15 protein-coding genes and 1 tRNA gene are annotated in these 21,702 nt (G+C 72.5%); 10 read left to right on the plus strand and 6 right to left on the minus strand.

Annotation, left to right across the window (positions count from 1 at the left end; genetic code table 11):
- Positions 1 to 139: 139 nt before the first annotated feature.
- The 3 genes from ACFWUZ_RS06085 (at position 140) to ACFWUZ_RS06095 (ending at position 2,867) form a co-directional block, all read left to right on the plus strand.
- The gene (locus ACFWUZ_RS06085; protein ID WP_384367787.1) at positions 140 to 1,417 is read left to right on the plus strand and encodes a M6 family metalloprotease domain-containing protein; all 1,278 of its coding nucleotides are present in this window, start codon (positions 140 to 142) and stop codon (positions 1,415 to 1,417) included.
- A gap of 113 nt (positions 1,418 to 1,530) precedes the next feature.
- Positions 1,531 to 2,682, plus strand: a complete 1,152-nt coding sequence (locus ACFWUZ_RS06090) for an epoxide hydrolase family protein (protein ID WP_384367790.1) — start codon at positions 1,531 to 1,533, stop codon at positions 2,680 to 2,682.
- 112 nt (positions 2,683 to 2,794) lie between these two features.
- Positions 2,795 to 2,867: transfer RNA gene (locus ACFWUZ_RS06095), tRNA-Arg, on the plus strand.
- A 73-nt stretch (positions 2,868 to 2,940) separates the two neighbouring features.
- Here the strand turns inward: ACFWUZ_RS06095 and ACFWUZ_RS06100 are convergent.
- From ACFWUZ_RS06100 to ACFWUZ_RS06120, 5 genes are all read right to left on the minus strand, one after another.
- Positions 2,941 to 4,227: an ATP-binding protein gene (locus ACFWUZ_RS06100; protein WP_384367793.1), complete on the minus strand. Its 1,287-nt coding sequence runs from the start codon at positions 4,225 to 4,227 to the stop codon at positions 2,941 to 2,943.
- On the minus strand, positions 4,227 to 4,928 hold the full coding sequence (locus ACFWUZ_RS06105; protein WP_384367796.1) for a hypothetical protein: 702 nt from the start codon (positions 4,926 to 4,928) through the stop codon (positions 4,227 to 4,229). The genes ACFWUZ_RS06100 and ACFWUZ_RS06105 overlap by 1 nt, the downstream gene beginning before the upstream one ends.
- Before the next feature lie 227 nt (positions 4,929 to 5,155).
- Complete coding sequence (locus tag ACFWUZ_RS06110) at positions 5,156 to 5,359, minus strand: hypothetical protein (RefSeq protein WP_384367799.1); 204 nt, start codon at positions 5,357 to 5,359, stop codon at positions 5,156 to 5,158.
- Between the two features lie 126 nt (positions 5,360 to 5,485).
- On the minus strand, positions 5,486 to 7,381 hold the full coding sequence (locus tag ACFWUZ_RS06115) for an MFS transporter (RefSeq protein WP_384367802.1): 1,896 nt from the start codon (positions 7,379 to 7,381) through the stop codon (positions 5,486 to 5,488).
- Positions 7,382 to 7,489: 108 nt separating this feature from the next.
- Positions 7,490 to 10,078: a hypothetical protein gene (locus tag ACFWUZ_RS06120; RefSeq protein ID WP_384367805.1), complete on the minus strand. Its 2,589-nt coding sequence runs from the start codon at positions 10,076 to 10,078 to the stop codon at positions 7,490 to 7,492.
- A gap of 307 nt (positions 10,079 to 10,385) precedes the next feature.
- Between ACFWUZ_RS06120 and ACFWUZ_RS06125 the strand changes: the two genes are divergently transcribed.
- From ACFWUZ_RS06125 to ACFWUZ_RS06135, 3 genes are all read left to right on the plus strand, one after another.
- The gene (locus tag ACFWUZ_RS06125) at positions 10,386 to 11,120 is read left to right on the plus strand and encodes a GPP34 family phosphoprotein (protein ID WP_384367808.1); all 735 of its coding nucleotides are present in this window, start codon (positions 10,386 to 10,388) and stop codon (positions 11,118 to 11,120) included.
- Positions 11,121 to 11,422: 302 nt separating this feature from the next.
- On the plus strand, positions 11,423 to 12,307 hold the full coding sequence (locus ACFWUZ_RS06130) for a helix-turn-helix domain-containing protein (protein ID WP_384367811.1): 885 nt from the start codon (positions 11,423 to 11,425) through the stop codon (positions 12,305 to 12,307).
- A gap of 202 nt (positions 12,308 to 12,509) precedes the next feature.
- The gene (locus ACFWUZ_RS06135; protein WP_384367814.1) at positions 12,510 to 12,719 is read left to right on the plus strand and encodes a DUF397 domain-containing protein; all 210 of its coding nucleotides are present in this window, start codon (positions 12,510 to 12,512) and stop codon (positions 12,717 to 12,719) included.
- A 168-nt stretch (positions 12,720 to 12,887) separates the two neighbouring features.
- Here ACFWUZ_RS06135 and ACFWUZ_RS06140 read toward each other — a convergent pair whose 3' ends face one another.
- The gene (locus ACFWUZ_RS06140) at positions 12,888 to 13,856 is read right to left on the minus strand and encodes a hypothetical protein (protein WP_384367816.1); all 969 of its coding nucleotides are present in this window, start codon (positions 13,854 to 13,856) and stop codon (positions 12,888 to 12,890) included.
- Between the two features lie 98 nt (positions 13,857 to 13,954).
- Here ACFWUZ_RS06140 and ACFWUZ_RS06145 point away from each other — a divergent pair, with 98 nt between their 5' ends.
- The 4 genes from ACFWUZ_RS06145 to ACFWUZ_RS06160 all read left to right on the plus strand — a co-directional run bounded on the left by ACFWUZ_RS06145 (position 13,955) and on the right by ACFWUZ_RS06160 (position 21,678).
- Positions 13,955 to 15,184, plus strand: a complete 1,230-nt coding sequence (locus tag ACFWUZ_RS06145) for a PLP-dependent aminotransferase family protein (protein ID WP_384367819.1) — start codon at positions 13,955 to 13,957, stop codon at positions 15,182 to 15,184.
- 1,477 nt (positions 15,185 to 16,661) lie between these two features.
- The gene (locus ACFWUZ_RS06150) at positions 16,662 to 17,444 is read left to right on the plus strand and encodes an SDR family oxidoreductase (RefSeq protein WP_384367822.1); all 783 of its coding nucleotides are present in this window, start codon (positions 16,662 to 16,664) and stop codon (positions 17,442 to 17,444) included.
- A gap of 40 nt (positions 17,445 to 17,484) precedes the next feature.
- A complete protein-coding gene (locus tag ACFWUZ_RS06155; RefSeq protein ID WP_384367825.1) occupies positions 17,485 to 20,061 on the plus strand; it encodes a bifunctional FO biosynthesis protein CofGH in 2,577 nt (858 codons plus the stop codon).
- A gap of 504 nt (positions 20,062 to 20,565) precedes the next feature.
- Entirely contained in the window at positions 20,566 to 21,678 is a 1,113-nt protein-coding gene (locus ACFWUZ_RS06160) for an ADP-ribosylglycohydrolase family protein (protein WP_384368085.1), read from the plus strand.
- Positions 21,679 to 21,702 lie beyond the last annotated feature (24 nt).

The raw sequence follows: 21,702 nt of genomic DNA on the forward strand, positions 1-21,702 counted from the left end.
CCCCTCCGTGTGACCTGGGTCATAACGGTGTTCACGTTCGGCCTCTCCCGGCGCGCGGGCGCGTCGCAGCCGTCGGAGGGTGGGCGGACAGAGCGCAGACCGGGACCGGCCGGCTGCCGCGGACTCGAGGGCGATCTCCATGCCGCAGACCCGCCACCGGATACGCACACCCCGCCGCACCAGCGCGTACATCGGCCTGACCGCGCTGGCGCTCGGCGTCACGGCGACCGCGAGCACGGGGATATCCAGCCGCGGGCACTCGGCCGCCGGACCGGGGGCCACCACCGCCGAATCGGCGCTCGCGCCCTGCCGGATCGCCGGCACGATGGGCGTACAGATGTCCGAGGGTCTGCCGACACCGCCCGGATACTCCCGCTCCACCGGCGAGGTCCGCGCACTGAACCTGATGATCGACTTCCCCGACGCCAAGGGCGAGGGCACGGCCCTGGACCGGATGGCGGAGTTCTTCCCCCAGACCGCCGACTGGTTCCGGACCAGCTCCTACGGCCGGCTCACCTACCGGGCCGAGGCCCCGATAAAGACCTGGCTGCGCATGCCCATGCCGTTCGCGGCGTACGGCATCGAGCGCGGGTCCCCGTACGAGCCCGGCTACCGGCAGCTCGTCGAGCACATCGCGAAGGCCGCCGACTCCGAGGTGGACTTCAGCCGGTACGACCTGGTCAACGTCCTGGTCACGCCGAACGCCGGGCCGTCCGCCCTGGACACCGTCCTGTCGGTGACCTTCTCCGGGAACAGCGAGGCGCCCGTCGCCGACGGCGTGCCCCTCGCCAACACCTCCTTCGTCTACAGCCGCCAGGACGACGGCTCCGGCACCTACCGGGAGACCGGCTTCCGGGTGCTCCCGCACGAGAACGGGCACGTCTTCGGGCTGCCCGACCTGTACACCTCCGAAGGCGGGGGCGCCGTCGGGCACTGGGACATCATGAGCGAGGACTGGGGCGCCAACAACGACCTGCTGGGCTGGCACAAATGGAAGCTGGGGTGGCTGGACGGTACGCAGATCAGCTGCGCCTCGAAGTCCGGCCCCAGTGACCACGTCCTGTCCCCGCTCGCCGTCGGCGGCGGCACGAAGCTGGCCTTCGTCCCCCTGTCGGAGAGCGCCGGCTACGCGGTGGAGGTGCGCACCCAGGCCGGGAACGACGAATCCGTCTGCAAACCCGGCGTCCTCATCTACAAGGTGGACTCCGACGTGGACACCGGGCAGGGTCCGGTGACCGTCTCGGACAGCACGGGCGCGAGCGGCGGCTGCACCCGGCGGCCCAACGTCCACGCGGAGCTGTCGGACGCCCCGTTCCGGCCGGGCGAAACCTTCACCGACGAGAAGGCGGGCATCAGCGTCTCGGTGGTGGGCGAGCTGCGCAACGGCAGCTTCCAGGTCCGGATCATCCGCCCCTGACGGCGGCCGCGCCAGGGGCGCGGACCAGCCGCGGCCGGCCCGGAACGGGGCGCCCGTACCGGGCAGTCGGCGTTCCCCCGGACCCCGGAGGCGGATGAAATAGCATGCGGCGCATGATTCCTTCAGAGAACACCGATCCGTTCAGGATCAGTATTCCGCAATCCGATCTGGACGATCTCCACGAACGCCTGGACCGGACCCGGTGGCCCGAGGAAATTCCCGGAGCGGGATGGACGTACGGGATACCGGGGGATCACCTGAGGGAATTGGTGCACTATTGGCGGCACACGTACGACTGGCGGGCCGCCGAAGCGAAACTGAACGAATGGCCTCAATTCACGACGGTGATCGACGGGGCCCACCTCCACTTCGCGCACATCCGATCCCCGGAGCCGGACGCGACGCCGCTGCTCATGACGCACGGATGGCCCGGCTCGATCGTCGAGTTCACCGACGTCGCCGGCCCGCTCACGGACCCCGCCGCCCACGGCGGCGACCCCGCGGACGCCTTCCACCTGGTCCTGCCGAGCATTCCCGGCTTCGGGTTCTCCGGGCCGACCCGCGAGCCCGGCTGGGAGTTCCGCCGCGTCGCGGCCGCATTCGCCGAGTTGATGGACCGGCTGGGATACGCACGGTACGGGGTCCAGGGAGGCGACTGGGGCGCGGCCGTTTCGCGCGAGATCGGCCGCACCCGGCCCGAGGTCATCGGCGTGCACCTGAACCTGATCCCGAATTCCTGCATGACGGAGGAACCGGGCGACCTCTCGGACCTGTCCCCGGAACAGGCGGACCGCACCCGGGAATCCTGGGAACGCTTCAAGGAATGGACGCGGGACAAGCAGGGGTACGCGGACATCCAGTCCACCCGCCCCCAGACCCTCGCCTACGGGCTGACGGACTCCCCCGTCGCCCAACTCGCCTGGATAGCCGAGAAGTTCCACGAGTGGACGGACGGCCCCGTCGACCGCGACCTCCTGCTCACGAACGTGATGCTGTACTGGCTCACCGGCACCGCCGGCTCCTCGGCCCGCCTCTACTACGAGCGGGCGCACGCCGCTTACCGGGGCCTGCCGCCCGAGCCGTCGAAGGCACCGACCGCCCTGGCCCACTTCCCCAAGGAGAACTTCGTCCTCCTGCGACACATCGCCGAGCGGACGGACAACATCGTCCGGTGGACCGAACACGACCGGGGCGGCCACTTCGCGGCCATGGAGCAACCCCAGTTCCTGGTCGGTGACATCCGCGCCTTCTTCCGCTCCCTCTGACCCGCCTCCCGGCCCGCCGGGGCGGGGGCCGTGGATCACAGATGCGGATCAAGCACCACCCGCTACACTGTCCGCGGTGGCTCGGCCTCTTCCGCCGCGCCGCCGCAGCACTGCCTTCGTAGCTCAGGGGATAGAGCACGGCTCTCCTAAAGCCGGTGTCGCAGGTTCGAATCCTGCCGAGGGCACGTTCCGAGGGTCCTCGGCCGCATGCGGCCGGGGGCCCTCTTCGCGTGGCGGGGCCGGCGCCCGCCCGGGCCGTCACGGGAGCCGGGGCTGCCGGGGCTGCGAACCCGGGCCCGGCTGCGTCCACGCCGGCCGCGGAGCCGGCTGGGCGGGGAGCGTGACGCGGGCCTCGGCGCCGCCCGACGGCGGGTTGCGGAAGGTGAGGGTCGCGCCGAGCGCCCGGGCCTGGCCGTGGGCGATCGTCAGACCCAGGCCGTGGCCCTTGTTCATGCCCTCCGTACGGAACCGCTGCGGGCCGGTGCTCAGCAGGTACTCGGGATAGCCCGGTCCCGCGTCGGCCACGGTCACCACGGCCCCGTCCACCGTGACCGTCACGGGGGCCGCACCGTGCCGGTGGGCGTTGACGATCAGGTTGCCCAGGATCCGCTCCAGCCGGCGCCGGTCCGTCTCTGCCCTGAGCCGGAAGAGCACCACCAGCTCGGTCGCGGTGCCGGAGCCGCGGATCGCGCGCGCCGCCAGCTCCGCCACGTCGTACGAGTCCAGCTCCACCCGCTCGCTGCCCGTGTCCAGCCGCGATATCTCCAGCAGGTCCTCGGTCAGCGAGCGCATCGCCTGCACCCGGTCCCGTACCAGCTCGGCCGGACGGCCCGGCGGCAGGAGTTCCGCGGCCGCGTTCAGGCCGGTCAGCGGAGTGCGGAGTTCGTGGGCGACGTCCGCCGTGAACCGCTGTTCCGATTCGAGCTTGCACTGGAGCGTCGAGGCCATCGTGTCCAGGGCCTCGGAGACCGCCGCCACCTCGTCCTTGCTCCGCGAGGCGTCGTTCACCCGCGCGTCCAGGTCTCCCCCGCTGATCCGGCGGGCCACCTGAGCGGTCAGGTGCAGCCTGCGGGTGATGCGGGTGACGCCGAAGGCTCCGATGAGGAGGGTGCCGCCGATGGCCAGCACCGAGGAGCCCAGGATGGCGCGGTCCAGGTCGGCGATGATCCGCTCGCTGGCGGTGAAGTCGACCGAGGCGGCTATCGCGGTGTCGGCGTCGGCGGGACCCGCCGCCCACATCGCGGAACGGCCCCGGTGCTCGCCGACGGCCGTGGCGCGTCTGCCGCTCACCGCCAGCGCGCGCAGCTCCGGCGGCAGGCCGACGGGGTCGATGCCCTCGCCGCGCGGCAGGCGCGCGCCGGTCTCGTACGCCTTGACGGCCCGGTCCAGCTTGGCCAGCGCCTTCTCCCGCGCGGTGCCGACGGTCTGCTGGGTCATGGCGCTGTGCACGAGGCCGCCGAGGAGCGCGGCGAGCCCGCAGCACATGAGGGTGATGAAGACGGCCGTCTTCCAGGTCAGCGTCGCCGTCCAGGCGGGCAGGAGCATCAGCGCGGCTCCGAGGGGCGGCGGACGGTCTCCATCAGCCGGGGCACCATGGCCTGCTGCTCGGGGAACCACGTCCACACGTCGCGGCTCTCGGTCCCCGGGAAACTGGTGGTGGACTGGATGATCAGATCCCGTTCCGTCAGCTGCACGTCGATGACGCGAGCGGTCGTTTCCATGATCCTGAGCAGCTTGCCGTCGTCGGCGGTGTAGACGCGGAGGTTCAGGCGGTGCCCGGGCAGCTCCACACCGACGATCAGCTCATCCCGGCCGTTGCCGGTCAGGTCACGGTAGTGCGCGGGCCTCAGCGAGCATCCCGCGGCCTCGGGGTCCTCGCACCCGCGCAACGCCGCACCCAGCTCGCCCCCGTCGCCGGGCCGCGCGGCGCCCGACCGCAGGTCGGCCCTGAGCACGTCCACCGGCCGGACGTCCCGCAGCGCGCCCCCGCGCACGTCGATGCCCGCGACCCCGGCGGGCCCGTCGGGCCGCCGCTCCTCGTCCGGCTCGGGCGGGGCCGGGGGCCGCTCGGGCCACAGCCGGTGCGGGCCCTGGGCGCGGGCCGCGGGGCGGCCCTGGTCCGCTGCCTGGAGGCTGCCGACGGCGTCACAGCCGGCCAGCGGGAGGGCCGCGGCGGGGATCAGCAGCAGGAGCAGGAGGGCGGGCAGGAGGGCGGGCAGGCGCCCGGCTGCCTTCTTGGACTTCACGCGGTCATTCCACCAGGTCGGCGCAGAAGATCACATTATTCGTGGGGTGGGTTACCAGGACCGTGCGTGGGCGTGGGCCGTCCGTCGACGGTGTGAGGGTCGTCCGGCCGCTCCCCCGCGAAGACGTCGGGACCCGGCCCGCGGGCACCCCCGCCGCGGGCGGACGAAAGCCCTCCCGGCGTGAGCCGGAAGGGCCGGTACCACCGCGGACCCGCCTCCCGGCAGGGTCAGCTGAGGCCTCTGCTGCGCTCGCCGATCCGGTCGCCCTGCGGAGTGCCGGCCCGCTTGAGCGCGGCCTTGGTGTGCGCCCCGCCCTTGACCTTGGTCCGTACGGGACCCTCGAAGCCGTGACCCTGCGTGCGCGGCGGCTGGATCGGCTCCTGCGCCTTCGCGATGACCGCCCGGACGTCCTGCTTCTGCTCTTTGCTCATCCCGTCGTCAACTCCCTCGGGAAGCACCCAATCGGACTACTGGGATCGTATGCATATATAGGGAACAACGCACCCGGACCGGAGCGTAAAGAATTCCCGATCAAGGCCGGGGATCAAGGCCGGGGATCACGGGCGGGGAGGAACCGGCCGCACCGGGGGACCGAGCACCTGGTGGACCAGCTCCTCCGGGCAGGGCGTCCCCCGCGGCAGCTGGTACTTCGCCGCCACCCGGTACTCACCCGGCGCCGGTGCCAGCAGTTCCGTCCACACGTCGCCCGCCGCGTCCGGAACGGCCTTGAACAAGCACCCGGAGGTGTTCTCGTACTCCTTCGGCAGCGTGCCCGCCGTCCCGCCGTCGCTGCGCGCCTTCGACGCGAGGGTCTCCTGCGGCGGGGGGACGGGCTTGCCCGCCCCGTCCACCAGCCCCAGCCACGGCGAGTGCGGGATCCGCACCAGCACCCGGCCGGCCTCCTTCACGTCGATGACCATCCGGTCCGCCCCGGCCCGCACCACGGTCGCGGGCCCGGCCACCAGGTTCGTCGGCTCGTGGACCTTGAACAGCTGCCAGTTCGCGTCGCCCCACACCTGCTGGAGGTACGGCAGCCCCTCCCGCACCAGCTTCGCCTCGTCCTTGCCCCCCGAATCGGGTGTGTCGGCGGGCAGCACCACGTAGTGCACGGCCCAGCGCTCCAGCCAGGTCCGGTAGCTGTCGGCGGTGAGGGTGTCGTCGTAGAAGAGCGGGTTCCGCTCCAGGTCCGCCTGCCGGTTCCAGCCCCGCGCGAGGTTCACGTACGAGGGGAAGGCCGAGGACTCCCGGTGGCTGCTGGCCGGCACCACCTCGACCCGGCCGCGCTCGGCCCCCGCCTTCTGCAGCTGGTCCACGAGCGGCGCCAGCTCCCGGCTCCAGGCGGCCATCGGGGTCGTGCGCACGATGTCCGTGACGCTGTTGGTGGTGATCCAGACGTTCAGCCCCACGAAGGCCAGGAGCACCGCGTACCAGCGGCGCGAGCGGGGCACCTCGTACGGGAGGGCCGCCAGCAGCACGGCCCCGCCGAAGAGCATGACCAGCCGGGTGACGTTCGAACCCACCTGGGAGTCGATCGCCCAGGTCAGGAAGGTACCGAAGGCGTAGACGGCCGCAGCGATCCGGACCGTCTTCCACCGCTTCGGCACGAGGAAGAGGATCAGCAGCGCGAACACGAACGGCAGCCACGCCGAGCCCAGCTTCATCGGCTGGGTCCCGGAGAACGGGAACAGCCAGGCCGACAGTCCGACCACGGCCGCCGGCGCCAGGCCCAGCGCGTACGCACCCGGCCGCCGCCCGCTCAGGAACAGCGCGGCCGCGATCACCCCCAGGAACAGCCCCGCGACCGGGCTGGAGGCCGTCGCGAGCGCGGCCAGCGGCGCCGCCGCGGCGGCCTTGGCCCACCGCCGCGCGGCCCACTTGCGCGGCCAGCAGAAGACGGCGGCCACCGCGCCGAGCGCGAACATCACGCCGAGGCCGAAGGTCACCCGGCCCGACAGGGCGTTGCACAGCAGCCCGAACACCCCGGCCAGGGCGGGCCACAGCGGCTCGCGCACGGCCCCCCGGCAGCGCGTCAGGACCAGTGCGAGCAGCCCGGCCGAGACCGTACCCGCGATCATCATCGTGGTCCGGACACCGAGCACGTGCATCAGGTACGGCGAGACCACGCTGTACGAAACCGGGTGCATCCCGCCGTACCACGCGAGGTTGTACGCCGAGTCGGGATGGCGCCCGACGAACTCGGCCCAGGCGTCCTGCGCGGCGAGGTCGCCGCCGCTGTTGGCGAAGCTGAAGAACCAGAGGACGTGCAGCACGGCGGCCAGGGCGGTGGCCACGGCCACCGGATGCCGCAGGGCCCACCACAGGGCACGAGCCCGTATGCCGGGGGCGGCCCCGGGGGCACCACCGGGCACCTCGCCGGGACCGTCGGGCGTCGCCGACGGGCTCCGCGTCCCGACCGGGACCTGCCTGCGGCCCTGCTGCTCAGCGGTGGTCACTGCCGCACTCCCCAACACCTGATTCCGCCCACGCGTCCCCTTTGCCAAGACGCGCGCCGGCGCCCCGGGGTTGTGCCCGGGGCGCCGGTCCCACGATCCCATCGGAGGTCAGCCGACGCGCGTCAGCTTGCTCCCGACACCCGGCGCCGCCAGATCGCTCTGCAGCGCCACCGGCACCTTCACCTGACTGGCCCCCTCACCGACGGTCAGCAGGCCGATCTCGGTGCCCGCCTTCGCGGTCTGCGGGATCTTGCTGCCGCCGTCGGTCAGCTTCACGTCCACGGTCAGGCCGGCCCAGCCGACCGCCTGTACGTCGGCCGTCGCGACGACCGGGGTCCGGCCGCCGAGCCCGTCGTCCACGTAGCCCACGACGGCGCCCTTCTTCACGACGGGCGCGCCTTCCAGGGACTTCTGGGTGGCGATCATCAGCTGCTTGCTCGCGGCGATCACGCTGTCGATGATCGGCGGCTTGTGCTGGCCGAGGACGGCGCCGACGATCAGCTGGTTGGTGTTGCCGATCTTCTTCTGGGCGGCGAAGAGGAGGTTTCCGCCGGCCTTCGTCGTCGTACCGGTCTTGATGCCGAGCGAGTCGTTGTACGGGACCAGGCGGTTCCAGTTGTCCCACTTCTTGCCCGACGGGTCGATCCAGCTCGGCTTCCTGGTGATGTCGAGCAGCGTCTCGATCTCGACGAGCTTCAGGCCCAGCTTGACCTGGTCCTCGGCGGTGCTGACCGTGGTCGCGTCCAGACCCGAGGGGTCCGTGTACGTGGTGTTGGTCATGCCGAGTTCCTTGGCGGTGTCGTTCATCTTCTTGACGAACGCCTCCTGCGAACCGGCGTCCCAGCGCGCGAGCAGCCGCGCGATGTTGTTGGCCGACGGGATCATGAGCGCGGCGATCGCGTCGTACTCCGAGATCTTGTCGCCCTCCTTGACCGTGTCGAGGGTGGACTCGTTGTTGACCGAGTCGTTCTTCTTGCCCTCGGTCTCGGCCGTCTTGTCGACCTCGATCATCTCGCCCTGCTCACCCTTCTTGACGGGGTGGTCGCGCAGGATGATGTACGCCGTCATCGACTTGGTGACGCTGGCGATCGGTACGGGCTTCTGCTCGCCGGACTGGCCCAGCGTGCCGAGGCCGGCGGCGGCCATGTAGGCCTGCCCCTCGCCCGGCCAGGGCAGCTCGGGCTTCGAGCCGCCGAAGGTGTACGAGGCCTTCTGGCTCATCACGAGCTTCGGCTCGGGCAGCGGGCGCACCAGCTGGACGACGGCGAGCACGACCGCGAGGAGCACGACGAGCGGGAAGTAGATCTTGAACCGCCGTACCGCGGTACGCATCGGGCTCGGCGGCGGGGGCGGGTTGTTCGTGAGGTCCGCCAGCATGTCCAGCGGCGGCTTGGGCGGCAGCGGCTGCTGGGTGGTCCGCTCGGCGGACTCGAACTCGGGCCGGGGGGCCGCCGGCGGGGGCGGGGCGGGCGTGCGCTCGGGCGCGGCTGCGGGCGCAGGCGCCGGGGCGGGGGGCGCAGGCGCCGGGGCGGTTGCGGACTTGGGCGCGGGCGCCGGTGCCGGCGCCGGTGCCTGGGCCTGGGCCGGGGTGGCGGGCTTCCGGTCGGCGGGGTGCACGCCGGGCCCGGCAGGAGCCGTCTTCGGCTTCTGCCCCGGGTCGGGCCGCACGGGAACGTCGTCCGTGCGCAGCGGCACGAAGGTGCTGGCCTTGGGCGGCGCATCCTCCGGCTTCACGGCACGGAACACCGCGGTGCGCTCGCTGTCGGCCGGCTCATCCGAAGCGGAACCGGTGGGGGCGGGCGCGGAACCCGGCTTCACGGCACGGAAGACCGCGGTGCGCTCACTGTCGTCGGGGGTCACCGCGGGCGCCGAAGCGGAATCCTTGTCGGACTCCCCGGCCGCCTTCTCGGCGACGGCATCCGCCTTCACCGCACGGAAGACCGCCGTCCGCTCGCTGTCGGCGGGATCTGCCGGAGCGGGAGCCGGAGGAGTGGCGGGGGAAGCGGCGGGAACAGTGCGCCCACCCTCGGCGGGCTTCGCGCCGTCCCCCGAAGCGGAACCGTCGGCGGGCTGCACGGCGGCGGGCTTCACCGCACGGAAGACGGCCGTGCGCTCGCTGTCGGCGGGCTTCACCCCGGCTGCGGGAGCGGAACCTTCGGCAGGCTGCGCGGCAGCGGGCTTCACCGCACGGAAGACGGCCGTGCGCTCGCTGTCGGCGGGCTTCTCCCCGGCTGCGCGAGCGGAACCGGCAGCGGCGGGCCGGCGGTTCGGCTCGTCGACGGGCTCCGCGGCGGGCTCGGGCACGGCGGGACGCCCGGCGTCGGCGGGGCCGACCGGGGTCCCGGGGCGCCGGGTCCTGTCCGGCTCCTCGTCGGAAGCGGCGTCGGAGGCGGCGTCGGAGGCGGCGTCGGAGGCGTGTGCGGTTGCGTCAGCGGAACCGGACTCCGGCTCGGTCGTCGCGACCCAGGCCGCCACCGCGTCCCGCAGCGGATCCCGCTGCCCGGACCCGGCCTCGGCGTCGGAGTCGGACCGGGCTTCGGAGTCGGCGTCGGCCTCGGCCTCGGAGTCGGACCGGTCTTCGGCTTCGGCCTCGGAGTCGGACCGGTCTTCGGCTTCGGCTTCGGAGTCGGCCTCCGCGACCGGCTCGGCCGCATCGGCCTCCGCCCGGTCCTCGGGGCCGGACGCCGATCCGGTCAACGACCCGTCCTCCGGATCCCTCGGCCGGAACACCGACACCCTCGGATCACGCTCGGCGGAGGACTCCGCCGCCCCCGGCGCTCCTGCATCTACCGACTTCTCGGGGGACTCGCCCGCCACCAGTTCCTCCTAGATCGCCGCCACGTCCGGCTGTCCGAATGTCTAACAGTGTCCCGTCTAGGGGGCATCGCCCCCGTGCTAGACGAGAACGACATAGCTGCGGGTTCCCCCACAAAGCGGTCACGCGCTCTCGACAGATGAATGTGAGAGGCGTCACCCTGTCACTCATCCACGCGGGGAGGCATGGATGGGCAGGAGCCGCAGAACAATTCCGGAGGAGCTTCTGCTGCTCGCCTTGGACCCGGCCACGGGTACCACGGCGCAGCCGCAGTCGCTCGACCTCGGCCTGGCCGGGGCACAGCTAGTGGAGCTGGCTCTGGCAGGACGGATAGCCCCTGATGGGGATCGTATCGCCGTGGTGATGCCACGGCCGACAGGAGATCCGACTCTGGACTCCGCACTGGAACTGCTGCGCAGGCGCGGCAGCCCGGTACGGGCGGTCCACTGGATCGGTGGACCCCGGCTGGGGCTCCGCCAGATTTACCTCGCCCACCTGGAGCGCTGCGGCATGGTCCATGCCGTCGCGGGACAGATGTGCGGGGTGCTGCCGACGACTCGCTACCAGGCGACCGACACGGCGATCAGCCGGGAGATCCGTGCCCGGCTGGACAGTGCGATCCGCACCGGTGTACCGCCGGACCCGCGGACCGCGGCGCTTGCCGCACTGGCCCACGCGGTCGGACTCGGCAAGCACCTGTACCCCGGCAACGAGGGGCGGTCGTCCAGGTCCCGGCTGCGGGATCTGATCCGGCACGACCCGATGGGCGGACTCGTGGCGCACGCCGTGATGGACGTCCAGAACGGCGTGGCCGCACAGCCACGGCGTGACCGCGCACCGGCACCGCCCGCCCGGGCCACGGCGAGCGGGGTCCCGCTCCAGCCGCGCCGGACGGGTGCGATGGCCCGCGTGGCCGCGCACTGATCCACCCGCAGGACCGCACGGCCGCAGCACGGCACCACCGCATCACCGCGTCACCGTACGACCGCACCATCAGGCTCGGATCCACAGCTCCATCGCAACGCCATCGCCGTGACCGGCGTCCTCGACGACCCGGTTCGGGAGCCGCCAGCGCGCGGGGTGGTGCGGCCGGTCCGCCGGCCGCGCCGCCCCGCGCGTCTGTTTTCCCGGCCGTTCCCCAGCGGCGCCGCGCTCTTCGGTGGCAGTCTGCTCAGCATCAGACACGCAGAGAGACAGAAACAGAAGAAGGCGGAGGTGCCGTTCACGTGGCGTCCAATGTCAATCCCACCGTCCGACGCCGCCGACTGGGCATGGAATTGCGCAAACTGCGCGAAGACAAGGGCATGACGGCCGAGCAGGTCGCCGAACGCCTGCTCGTCTCCCAGTCGAAGATCAGCCGCCTGGAGAACGGCCGCCGCTCGATCAGCCAGCGCGACGTCCGCGACCTGTGCGACGTGTACGAGGTCGAGGACAGACGGCTCGTCGACTCCCTCATGCAGATGGCGAAGGACTCCCGCCAGCAGGGCTGGTGGCACGCCTTCGGCGACATCCCGTACAGCGTCTACATCGGCCTGGAGACGGACGCGGCCAGCCTGCGCACGTACGAGCCCCTGGTGATCCCCGGGCTGCTCCAGACCACGGAGTACGCCCAGTCCCTCGTCCGCGGCGCGTGGCCCGAGACCGCTCCCGCCGACGTCGAGAAGCGCGTCCAGGTCCGGATGCACCGCCAGAAGCGGCTTTCCGCGGCGGACAACAACAACCCGGAACTGGGGCCGCTGCGCCTGTGGGCGGTCATCGACGAAGCCGCGCTGCGCCGGGAGGTGGGCGACGCCCAGCTGATGATCCGCCAGCTCCAGTACTTGATAGAGCAGTCGGAGCAGCCGCACGTCACGGTGCAGGTCATGCCGTTCTCACTGGGTGCGCACCCCGGGGTCAACGGCCAGTACGCGATCCTGGAATTCCCTGACGCCTCCGACTCGACCGTCGTCTACATCGAGGGCGTGACGAGCGATCTGTACCTGGAAAAGGCCAACGACGTACAGAGGTACAGCGTGATGTACGAGCACCTGCGCGCACAGGCGCTCAATGTCGACCAGACCCGGCGGTTCATTTCCGACATCATCGAGTGCTATGCGGGCAAAGAGAGCTGAATCCGGAGAGGTCGGGCCGGCCGGTGGAAGGGGGCGGCACGGTACACCGTCAGTCCCCGGCCACAGAAGGCCTGAATGGAATATGCCACTCGGTCGGGTGAATGGCCTCTCTTCCCCTCAGGAGCTGCGGGTAGCGTCGATCACGTCGGCCGGAGCAATGGTCGGCACGACACCGGAACTACTCGCTGAACCGGAGAGAAACATGGCTATTCGCCAGGGCGCAACGATCAATTGGGTCAAGTCCTCCTACTCCGCCAACGGCGCTTGCGTCGAGGTCAAGTCCCCCGTCATGGAAACCGTCGCGGTGCGCGACTCGAAGGCGCAGGACGGTCCGTCCCTCACCTTCGCGCCCGGCTCCTGGACCTCGTTCGTCGCCGACGTCACCGAGGGCCGGCTGGGACGCCTCGCCTGAGCGTCACCCCGTGCATCCCGACCGTCCCGAACGCAGCATCGACTGGAGCCCTCTCGACCGGCCCGCCGTCTTGGCCGAGGGGGCTCGGCCATGCCCGCCGGCCCGCGGTCACGGCCACCGCCGGTGCTGCCGCCCCTGCTACCGCTACCTCTACCGCTACCGCCCCTGCTACCGCAGTTGGTCGACGTAGCGATCGGTCCCCGGCACCGTCGGGATGAACGGCGCCACCAGCTCCACCCGTCCCAGCCCCGCCCCGGCCACCTCCAGGTCCAGCCCCTGGAAGCGGTCCCAGCAGCCCCGCGGGTCCTCCTCAAGGAACCACAGGAGCGTGAGGCGGGTGTCGACCCCCTCCACCTGCTTGACGTACGTCATCCGGTCGCCGGGCAGCGGTGTCGGCCGGAAGACCGTCACCATCGCGGCGGGCGAACCGTGCAGCCGCGCCGGCAGGGCGCGCGAACGCAGCCATGCGAGCAGGTCGGCCCGCTGCTCGGGCCCGTCGGCGTCGATGACCTGCACGACGAGCCCGGCGTACGGATGGTCCAGCGCGTGGAAGTCCCGCGGACCGGCGGCGCCGTCGCGGTAGACCGTGGCCGCGTGGTCCTGGAAGGCCGTGAAGACGTGGGTGCGGTCGCGGTAGACGCGGTCGTCGCGGTTGAGCCGCTTGTTGATGCCGACGGTCCACTTCATGTGCTCGTCGTAGCGGCCCTCGGTCACCCAGTACGTCGACATGTAGCAGCCGGCGGTGACCGGCTGGGCGACGGCCGACTTCTCCGGGTAGCGCAGTTCCTGGAGTTCGCGGGTGGCCACCCAGCGGCGGCCGGCGTACATCCAGGGCATGGCCATGGCGCCGGCGTAGTAGTGGTCGTCCTCGTACCAGCGGTTGTACGCGTACTCGTGGCCCGGGTGCGGTTCGACCATGGTGATCAGTGCATGGCCGGGGCGGACGCCGTAGGGGCCGACGGCCGCGAGTCCCGCGTAGTCGTCGACGCGGGTGTCCTGCCGGAGATGCGCGCGCCGGCGGTCCTGCGCCTGGCCGTGGCGCTCGTCGCGCTGCTCGCCGTGCCCCTCGCCGTGCTCCTCGCCGTGCTGCTGGCTGCGTTCCGGGCCGTGCTCCTGTTCCCGCTCTGATGTCGTCATGGGAACGGTCTAGCTGATGCCACATCAGATCGGGAGGGGCGGGGAACCTGATTCACCATCCGATACATACATGGTGTCTGCACCTTTCTCCGGCTACGATGCGCCCACCCGTCTCCGGAGGAGCCCACGTGCCCGCTGTCGCCCTTACCCCGCCGCCCGCGTTCGCCGCCCGCTCCACCTCGGTGGAGGGCTCTCCCCTCCGCGAGATCCTCGCCCTCACCGCACGTCCCGGGATCATCTCCTTCGCCGGCGGACTGCCCGCGCCGGAGCTCTTCGACACCGAGGGTCTGCGGGCCGCGTACGACGCCGCCTTCACGGACTCCGCCCGGCGGGCGCTCCAGTACTCGACCACCGAAGGCGCACCCGAGCTGCGCGAGATCGTCGCGGCCCGGGCGGCGGCGCGCGGCCTGCCGACCGGCGCGGACGACGTACTCGTCACCTCGGGCTCCCAGCAGGCCCTCACCCTCATCACCACCGCCCTGGTCGAACCCGGCGACGTGGTCCTGGTCGAGAACCCCACCTACCTCGCCGCCCTGCAGTGCTTCGGGCTGGCGGGCGCCCGGGTCGTGGCCGTGCCCTGCGACGAGGACGGCATCCTCCCGGACGCCCTGGCCGAGATCGTCGAGCGGGAACGCCCCAAGCTCCTGTACACGGTCCCCACCTTCCAGAACCCGACCGGGCGGACCCTGCCGGCGGCCCGCCGCGCGGCGGTGGCGGACATCGCGGCGCGCCTCGGACTGTGGCTGGTGGAGGACGACCCGTACGGAGACCTCCGCTACGAGGGCGACCACATCCCCTGGCTCGCCGCCCACCCGGGAGCGGAGGACCGTACGGCCCTGCTCGGGAGCTTCTCCAAGATCATGGCACCGGGGCTCCGGCTGGGCTGGCTGCGCGCCCCGGCTGCGCTGCGGCGCGCGGCCGTGGTCGCGAAGCAGGCGGCGGACCTGCACACCTCGACGGTGGACCAGCTGGCCGCCGCCCACTACCTGGGCGCAGCGGACCTGGACGCCCACGTCGACACGGTCCGCGCCGCCTACCGGGCCCGCCGGGACGCCCTGCTGGGCGGCCTCGGCGACGCCCTGCCCGCCGGGTCCTCGTGGAACCGTCCCGAGGGCGGCATGTTCGTCTGGGCCCGCCTCCCGGAGGGACACGACGCGGGGGCCCTGCTCGACAGCGCGATAGCCCACCAGGTGGCATTCGTCCCGGGAGCGCCGTTCTTCACCACCCTTCCGGACCCCCGCACCCTGCGCCTGTCCTTCACCACCCACACCCCCGAGGAGATCGAGGAGGGCCTGCGCCGCCTGGGTGCGACGATCCGCGCGGCGTGATGCGGGGTCGGTTACGGCACGCGAGCCGCCAGGGGTCCCACGCGGTGGGGGTGGAGGTAGGGGGCCGAGGTGGGGGGCCGAGGTGGGGGCGGGGGCGCGGTCTCGGGCGTGGGGCGGGGGCTTCGGGGGCTGTGCCTGTGGGGGCTGATCAGGGATGGTTCGGGGGTTTCCCGTCAGTCCCATCGTCTTGCCGTGTCGGGCCGGCCCCTCAAGGGCGCTCACTGCGTTCGCGTCGCTTCGCGATGGCCTGCGGCCACCCTTGACCGTCCGTCCCGCCACGGAAAGACGGGACTGTCGGGAAGCCCCCGAAGGAACGGTCACCGGGGACCGATCCCTGCACGGGCCCCTCAGTGAAGCGCGGCCGGGACCGCAGGGGCACGAGCGCGCCCGGCCCCACCCTTCATCCGAGGCGCGCCGGAGCGCGGGGACGGCCACCCACCAGCAAGCAGCGGTCAGGCGGGGGCCTGGAGCGGGGCGCGTCAGATCGCACACACCCCTCCCGTCCCAGCGCCTGCCACCGTCCGGAGCTGGACATGCGCCGCCCACGGCCGGTCACTCGTCTCCGTCCCCCGTCCCACGTCTCCCGTCTCCCGGGAGGCGTCAGCGGTAGTCCGTCCCTGTTTGGTCGGGAGTTCAGGCGGAGATGACGGCCTCTCGGAGCGAGAGGCCGAGTAATTCGGCATCCGACTCCGACCAAGGGATTTTCATCCCTCTGGACGGAGGGGCGTCGGACTCCCGGGGACCACCAAGCCCCGGAGGGCTGTGAGGGGCCCCTCCGGCACCCGACAGCCGGTGGACACCCCCCAATCCCCCGACGCGGTCGGCGAACGCCCCCATCCCGACGACGTGGACGACGTGGTCGATGGATGTCCCCGTCCCCGGTGCGGACGGGGGGCGCCCCTCCGGCACCCGCCCCCATCGGTCGCTCGCGGGGGGCTTGCGCACCCCTCGATACCGCACGGGCGTCGCCGCTCGTCCCAGGCGGCCACCGGACAGGTGGTGGTGGCCTGCGTCCAACTCCCGGCGGGTGGCAGGCGCCGAGCCATGAGGAGTGGGCAGTGGTCCGATGCGCCCCCGCTCCTGCCGGGGGTCCGGTCGGGGTCTCGCTCCGGCGGGGCGGCTGCGGGCCGGGCCGCGCTTCACTGAGGGGCCCGTGCAGGGATCGGTCCCCGGTGACCGTTCCTTCGGGGGCTTCCCGACAGTCCCGTCTTTCCGTGGCGGGACGGACGGTCAAGGGTGGCCGCAGGCCATCGCGAAGCGACGCGAACGCAGTGAGCGCCCTTGAGGGGCCGGCCCGACACGGCAAGACGATGGGACTGACGGGAAACCCCCGAACCATCCCTGATCAGCCCCCACAGGCACAGGCCCCCGAAGCCACCGCCCCACGCCCGAGACCGCGCCCCCGCCCCTTCACATCCCCCGCCGGCCGCCGTAACCTGACGCACCGTCAGGTCGATGCGTCGTGCGGAGGGTCGTCATGCTGCTGCGAGGGAAGACCGTGGTCGTCTCCGGGGTGGGGGCCGGGCTCGGCCATCAGGTGGCCGCCACCGTGGTGCGGGACGGGGGCAATGCCGTCCTCGGGGCGCGGACCGAGGCCAATCTGGCCAAGTCCGCCGCCGAGATCGACCCCGACGGCGCCCACACCGCGTACCTGCCCACCGACATCACCGACGAGGCACAGTGTGCGGCCCTCGCCGCACTCGCGCGGGAGCGGTTCGGCGGTGTGGACGCCGTCGTGCACGTCGCCGCCTGGGACTCCTACTTCGGCGGGATCGAGGACGCCGACTTCGGCACCTGGCAGCAGATCATCGACGTGAACCTGCTGGGCACGCTCCGGATGACCCGGGCCTGCCTCCCCGCGCTCAAGGAGCGCGGCGGCTCCGTCGTCGTCATCGGGACGCAGTCGGCGGTCGCCGCCCCGAACGAGGTGCAGCAGGCCGCCTACGCCGCCTCCAAGGGGGCCCTGACCTCCGCCATGTACTCCATGGCCCGTGAGCTCGGCCCGCACCGGATCCGGGTCAACTCCGTGCTCCCCGGCTGGATGTGGGGGCCGCCGGTACAAGCCTTCGTCACCTTCACCGCCCATTCCGAGGGCGTGCCCGAGGCAGAGGTCCACGCCCGGCTCACCGCGCGCATGGCACTGCCCGACCTGGCCACGGACGGGGACGTGGCCGACGCCGCGGCCTTCCTCGCCTCCGACCGGGCGCGGGCGATAACCGGCCAGTCATTGCTGGTCAATGCCGGTGAAGTGATGCGGTGACCCGGTCCGGGCCGGCACCGACGGATCGTATGCTCACCGTATGACCACTCCGAGTGACGCTCCGACCGAAAACGCGATGCGCCGCGCGCTCCGTCGGGCCCGCGACGGTGTCGCGCTCGACGCGACCGAGGCGGCCGTACTCCTCCAGGCGCGCGGTGAGGACCTCCTGGACCTCGCCGCCTCCGCCGCCCGGGTCCGCGACGCGGGCCTGGCCGCGGCCGGCCGCCCGGGCGTGATCACGTACTCGAAGAGCGTGTTCATCCCCCTCACGCGGCTGTGCCGCGACAAGTGTCACTACTGCACCTTCGCCACCGTCCCCGGCAAGCTGCGCCGCGCGGGCCACGGGATGTACATGTCCCCGGACGAGGTGCTCGACATCGCCCGCCGCGGCGCCGCGCTGGGCTGCAAGGAAGCGCTGATCACCCTCGGCGACAAGCCCGAGGACCGCTGGCCCGAGGCGCGCGAGTGGCTGGAGGCGCACGGCTACGACGACACGATCTCCTACGTCCGGGCCATCTCGATCCGGATCCTGGAGGAGACCGGTCTCCTCCCGCACCTCAACCCGGGGGTGATGTCCTGGTCCGACTTCCAGCGGCTCAAGCCCGTCGCCCCGTCCATGGGCATGATGCTGGAGACCACGGCCACCCGCCTGTGGTCCGAGCCCGGCGGCCCGCACCACGGCTCCCCCGACAAGGAGCCGGCCGTCCGGCTGCGCGTCCTGGAGGACGCCGGGCGCTCCTCGGTCCCCTTCACCTCCGGTCTGCTCATCGGCATCGGCGAGACGTACGAGGAGCGCGCGGAGTCCCTGTTCGCGCTGCGCCGGATCTCCCGTGCCTACCACGGCATCCAGGAGCTGATCATCCAGAACTTCCGCGCCAAGCCGGACACGGCGATGCGCGGCATGCCGGACGCCGAACTCGACGACCTCGTCGCGACGATCGCCGTCGCCCGGCACATCATGGGCCCCTCGGGCTGCCTCCAGGCGCCGCCGAACCTGGTCGACGGGGAGTACGCCCGCCTGATCGGGGCCGGGATCGACGACTGGGGCGGCGTCTCGCCGCTGACCCCCGACCACGTCAACCCCGAGCGGCCCTGGCCCCAGATCGACCTGCTGGCCGAGCAGTCGGCGGACGCCGGTTTCGAGCTGCGCGAACGGCTCTGCGTGTACCCGGAGTTCGTGCAGCGGGGCGAGCCGTGGCTGGATCCCCGGCTGCTGCCGCACGTACGGTCGCTGGCCGACCCCGGCACGGGACTCGCGGCGCCGGACGCGACGGTGGAGGGTCATCCGTGGCAGGAGCCGGAGGAGGCCTTCACCTCGTCGGGCCGCACCGATCTGCACACCGCGATCGACACCGAGGGCCGCACCGGGGACCGCCGCGAGGACTTCGACCACGTCTACGGCGACTGGGAGTCCCTGCGCGAGGCCGCGGCGCCCGGCATGGTGCCCGAGCGCATCGACACGGACGTGCGCGCGGCCCTCGCGCAGGCCGCCGACGACCCGACGCGGCTCACCGACGAGCAGGCCCTGGCTCTGCTGCACGCGGACGGCCCGGCGCTGGACGCGCTGTGCCGGGTCGCGGACGACCTGCGGAAGTCGGTGGTGGGCGACGAGGTGACGTACGTCGTCACCCGGAACATCAACTTCACCAACGTCTGTTACACCGGCTGCCGGTTCTGCGCCTTCGCGCAGCGCCGTACGGACGCCGACGCGTACACGCTGTCCCTGGACCAGGTCGCGGACCGGGCCGCCCAGGCGTGGGACGTCGGCGCGGTCGAGGTGTGCATGCAGGGCGGCATCCACCCGGACCTGCCCGGGACGGCGTACTTCGACATCGCGCGAGCGGTGAAGCAGCGGGTTCCCGGGATGCACGTGCACGCCTTCTCCCCGATGGAGGTCGTCAACGGGGCGACCCGGACGGGCATGTCCGTACGGGACTGGCTGACGGCTGCCAAGGAGGCGGGGCTGGACTCCATTCCGGGCACGGCGGCGGAGATCCTGGACGACGAGGTCCGCTGGGTCCTCACCAAGGGCAAGCTGCCCACGGCGGACTGGATCGACGTGATCACCACCGCGCACGAGCTGGGGATCCGCTCCTCGTCCACGATGATGTACGGGCACGTGGACCAGCCCCGGCACTGGCTCGGCCACTTCCGCACGCTGGCCGGGATCCAGCAGCGTACGGGCGGGTTCACGGAGTTCGTGACGCTGCCGTTCATCCACACCAACGCGCCCGTGTACCTGGCGGGGATCGCCCGGCCCGGTCCGACGGTCCGCGACAACCGGGCGGTGACGGCGATGGCCCGGATCCTGCTGCACCCGCACATCACCAACATCCAGACGAGCTGGGTGAAGCTGGGTACCGAGGGTGCGGCCGAGATGCTGCGGTCGGGGGCGAACGATCTCGGCGGGACCCTGATGGAGGAGACCATCTCGCGGATGGCGGGGTCGGGTTACGGCTCGTACAAGTCCGTCCAGGACCTGATCGCCGTCGCGGAGGCGGCCGGGCGGCCCGCGAAGGCCCGTACGACGCTGTACGGGGAGGTCCCGCAGGAGCGGCAGGATGCGGCGCGCGCCTCGGACGGGCACCTGCCGGAGCTGCTGCCCGTACTGGACTGACCCGGCACGGCGGCCGGGTTCCCCGCGCTGTCGGCCGCCGGGGACTTCGCGTGAACGGGGTGTGGCCGGAATCCACCGCACTGAAGGCGGCCGGCACGACGTGCCGCAGGTCACGAGTGCGGCCGGAAGTGTTCCCATTCCGGCCGTTCTCCGCTCACTTACGCGCCGCTTGACGCACTTCCTCCGAATCCGACCGAACCTGTCCACTACAGTGCGCGCCAAGCACTGCTGCGAGCTGGGCAGATGTGAGCGGGGCAGCGAGCAGGCACGGTCGGGGGGACGACGATGGTGACAAAGGCGGAGGCACAGGCGGACGCGGGGAGAACCGCGCCGGGTGCGGCGGCGGACCTCACGGCCGCGCATGCGGAGGCACCGGCCGGCGCGTCCGCAGCCACGGGCGCGACCGCGACCGCATCCGCGACGGGAGCCGGCCACCGCGCCGCCCCGGCGCACACGGCCCACGGCAGCGGCGCGTCCCCGGCCGGCCCGGCCCCGGCCTCGACGGTGACCACCGGCCTGTGGGGCCGTGTCGAGCAGCAGGACTTCCGCAGCCGGGTCCGCGGCGCACTTCTCGGCTCCGCCATCGGCGACGCCCTCGGCGCGCCCGTCGCCGGGCTCTCCCTCGACGGCATCCGCGAGACCCACGGCCTGGGCGGCCTGACCGAGCCGGCCCCCGCCTACGGACGGCGCGGTACGGTCACCGCCTCCACCCAGCTCACCCTGTTCACCGTCGACGGGCTCATACGGGCCCACGTACGCCGGGACACCGGCGCCTGGCACCCGCCGAGCGACGTCCACCGCGCCTACCTGCGCTGGGCGGCCACCCAGAACGACTGGGGCCCCGACGAACGCCGCAAGGACAACGGCTGGCTGGCGCAGGAGGAGTGGCTCTACGCCCGCCGCGGCCCGGACCGGGCCTGCATGACCGGCTTCGCCGACGACATCCTCGGCACCCTGGAGAAGCCCAAGAACCCCACGGCCCGCGACGCCGCGGCCGCCGTCCGCTCGGCCCCCTTCGGGCTGCTGGTCGGCTGGGAGCCGGCCCTGGTCCTCCAGCTCGCCGTCGAATGCGCCGCGCAGAGCCACGGCCACCCCACCGCCTACCTCTCGGCGGGAGCCCTCGCCGTCATCGTGCACGGGCTGACCCGCGGTGAATCCCTGGACCCCGCCGTCCAGCGCGCCCTCGGCCTGCTGGGCTCCCGGCCGGGCCACCAGCCCGTCACCGACGCCCTCCAGCGGGCGCTGCAAGCCGTCACCCAGGGCGCGCCCAGCCCCAGGGCCGTCGAGTCCCTCTCCCCGGGCGACGGCCGCGACGCCGAGGACGCCCTGGCCGTCGCCGTCTACTGCGCCCTGGTCGCCGAGGACATCCCGCACGGCCTGCGCCTCGCCGTGAACCACGGCGGGGACTCCACCGCCACGGGCGCCCTGTGCGGGGCCCTGCTCGGCGCCCTCCACGGTGAGACCGCCCTGCCCGCCGCCTGGCTGGCCGACCTGGAGGGCCGCGCCACGATGCTGGAGCTGGCCGACGACTTCGCCCTGGAGATGACCCAGGGCCCGTCCCTCCACGGCCCGGCGGTCTCGGCCCCCGGCTGGCTGGCCCGCTACCCGCGCGGCTGAGGGGCGGCCTGCGCCACTGCCGGC

The organism is Streptomyces sp. NPDC058646 (assembly GCF_042716875.1).
Taxonomy (GTDB): Bacteria; Actinomycetota; Actinomycetes; order Streptomycetales; family Streptomycetaceae; genus Streptomyces.

Coding starts and splice junctions, on each gene's coding strand:
- ACFWUZ_RS06155 (WP_384367825.1), top strand. CDS start 17,485: ATGACCACTCCGAGTGACGCTCCGACCGAAAACGCGATGCGCCGCGCG.
- ACFWUZ_RS06140 (WP_384367816.1), bottom strand. CDS start 13,856: ATGACGACATCAGAGCGGGAACAGGAGCACGGCCCGGAACGCAGCCAG.
- ACFWUZ_RS06085 (WP_384367787.1), top strand. CDS start 140: ATGCCGCAGACCCGCCACCGGATACGCACACCCCGCCGCACCAGCGCG.
- ACFWUZ_RS06125 (WP_384367808.1), top strand. CDS start 10,386: ATGGGCAGGAGCCGCAGAACAATTCCGGAGGAGCTTCTGCTGCTCGCC.
- ACFWUZ_RS06110 (WP_384367799.1), bottom strand. CDS start 5,359: ATGAGCAAAGAGCAGAAGCAGGACGTCCGGGCGGTCATCGCGAAGGCG.
- ACFWUZ_RS06145 (WP_384367819.1), top strand. CDS start 13,955: ATGCGCCCACCCGTCTCCGGAGGAGCCCACGTGCCCGCTGTCGCCCTT.
- ACFWUZ_RS06090 (WP_384367790.1), top strand. CDS start 1,531: ATGATTCCTTCAGAGAACACCGATCCGTTCAGGATCAGTATTCCGCAA.
- ACFWUZ_RS06100 (WP_384367793.1), bottom strand. CDS start 4,227: ATGCTCCTGCCCGCCTGGACGGCGACGCTGACCTGGAAGACGGCCGTC.
- ACFWUZ_RS06150 (WP_384367822.1), top strand. CDS start 16,662: ATGCTGCTGCGAGGGAAGACCGTGGTCGTCTCCGGGGTGGGGGCCGGG.
- ACFWUZ_RS06135 (WP_384367814.1), top strand. CDS start 12,510: ATGGCTATTCGCCAGGGCGCAACGATCAATTGGGTCAAGTCCTCCTAC.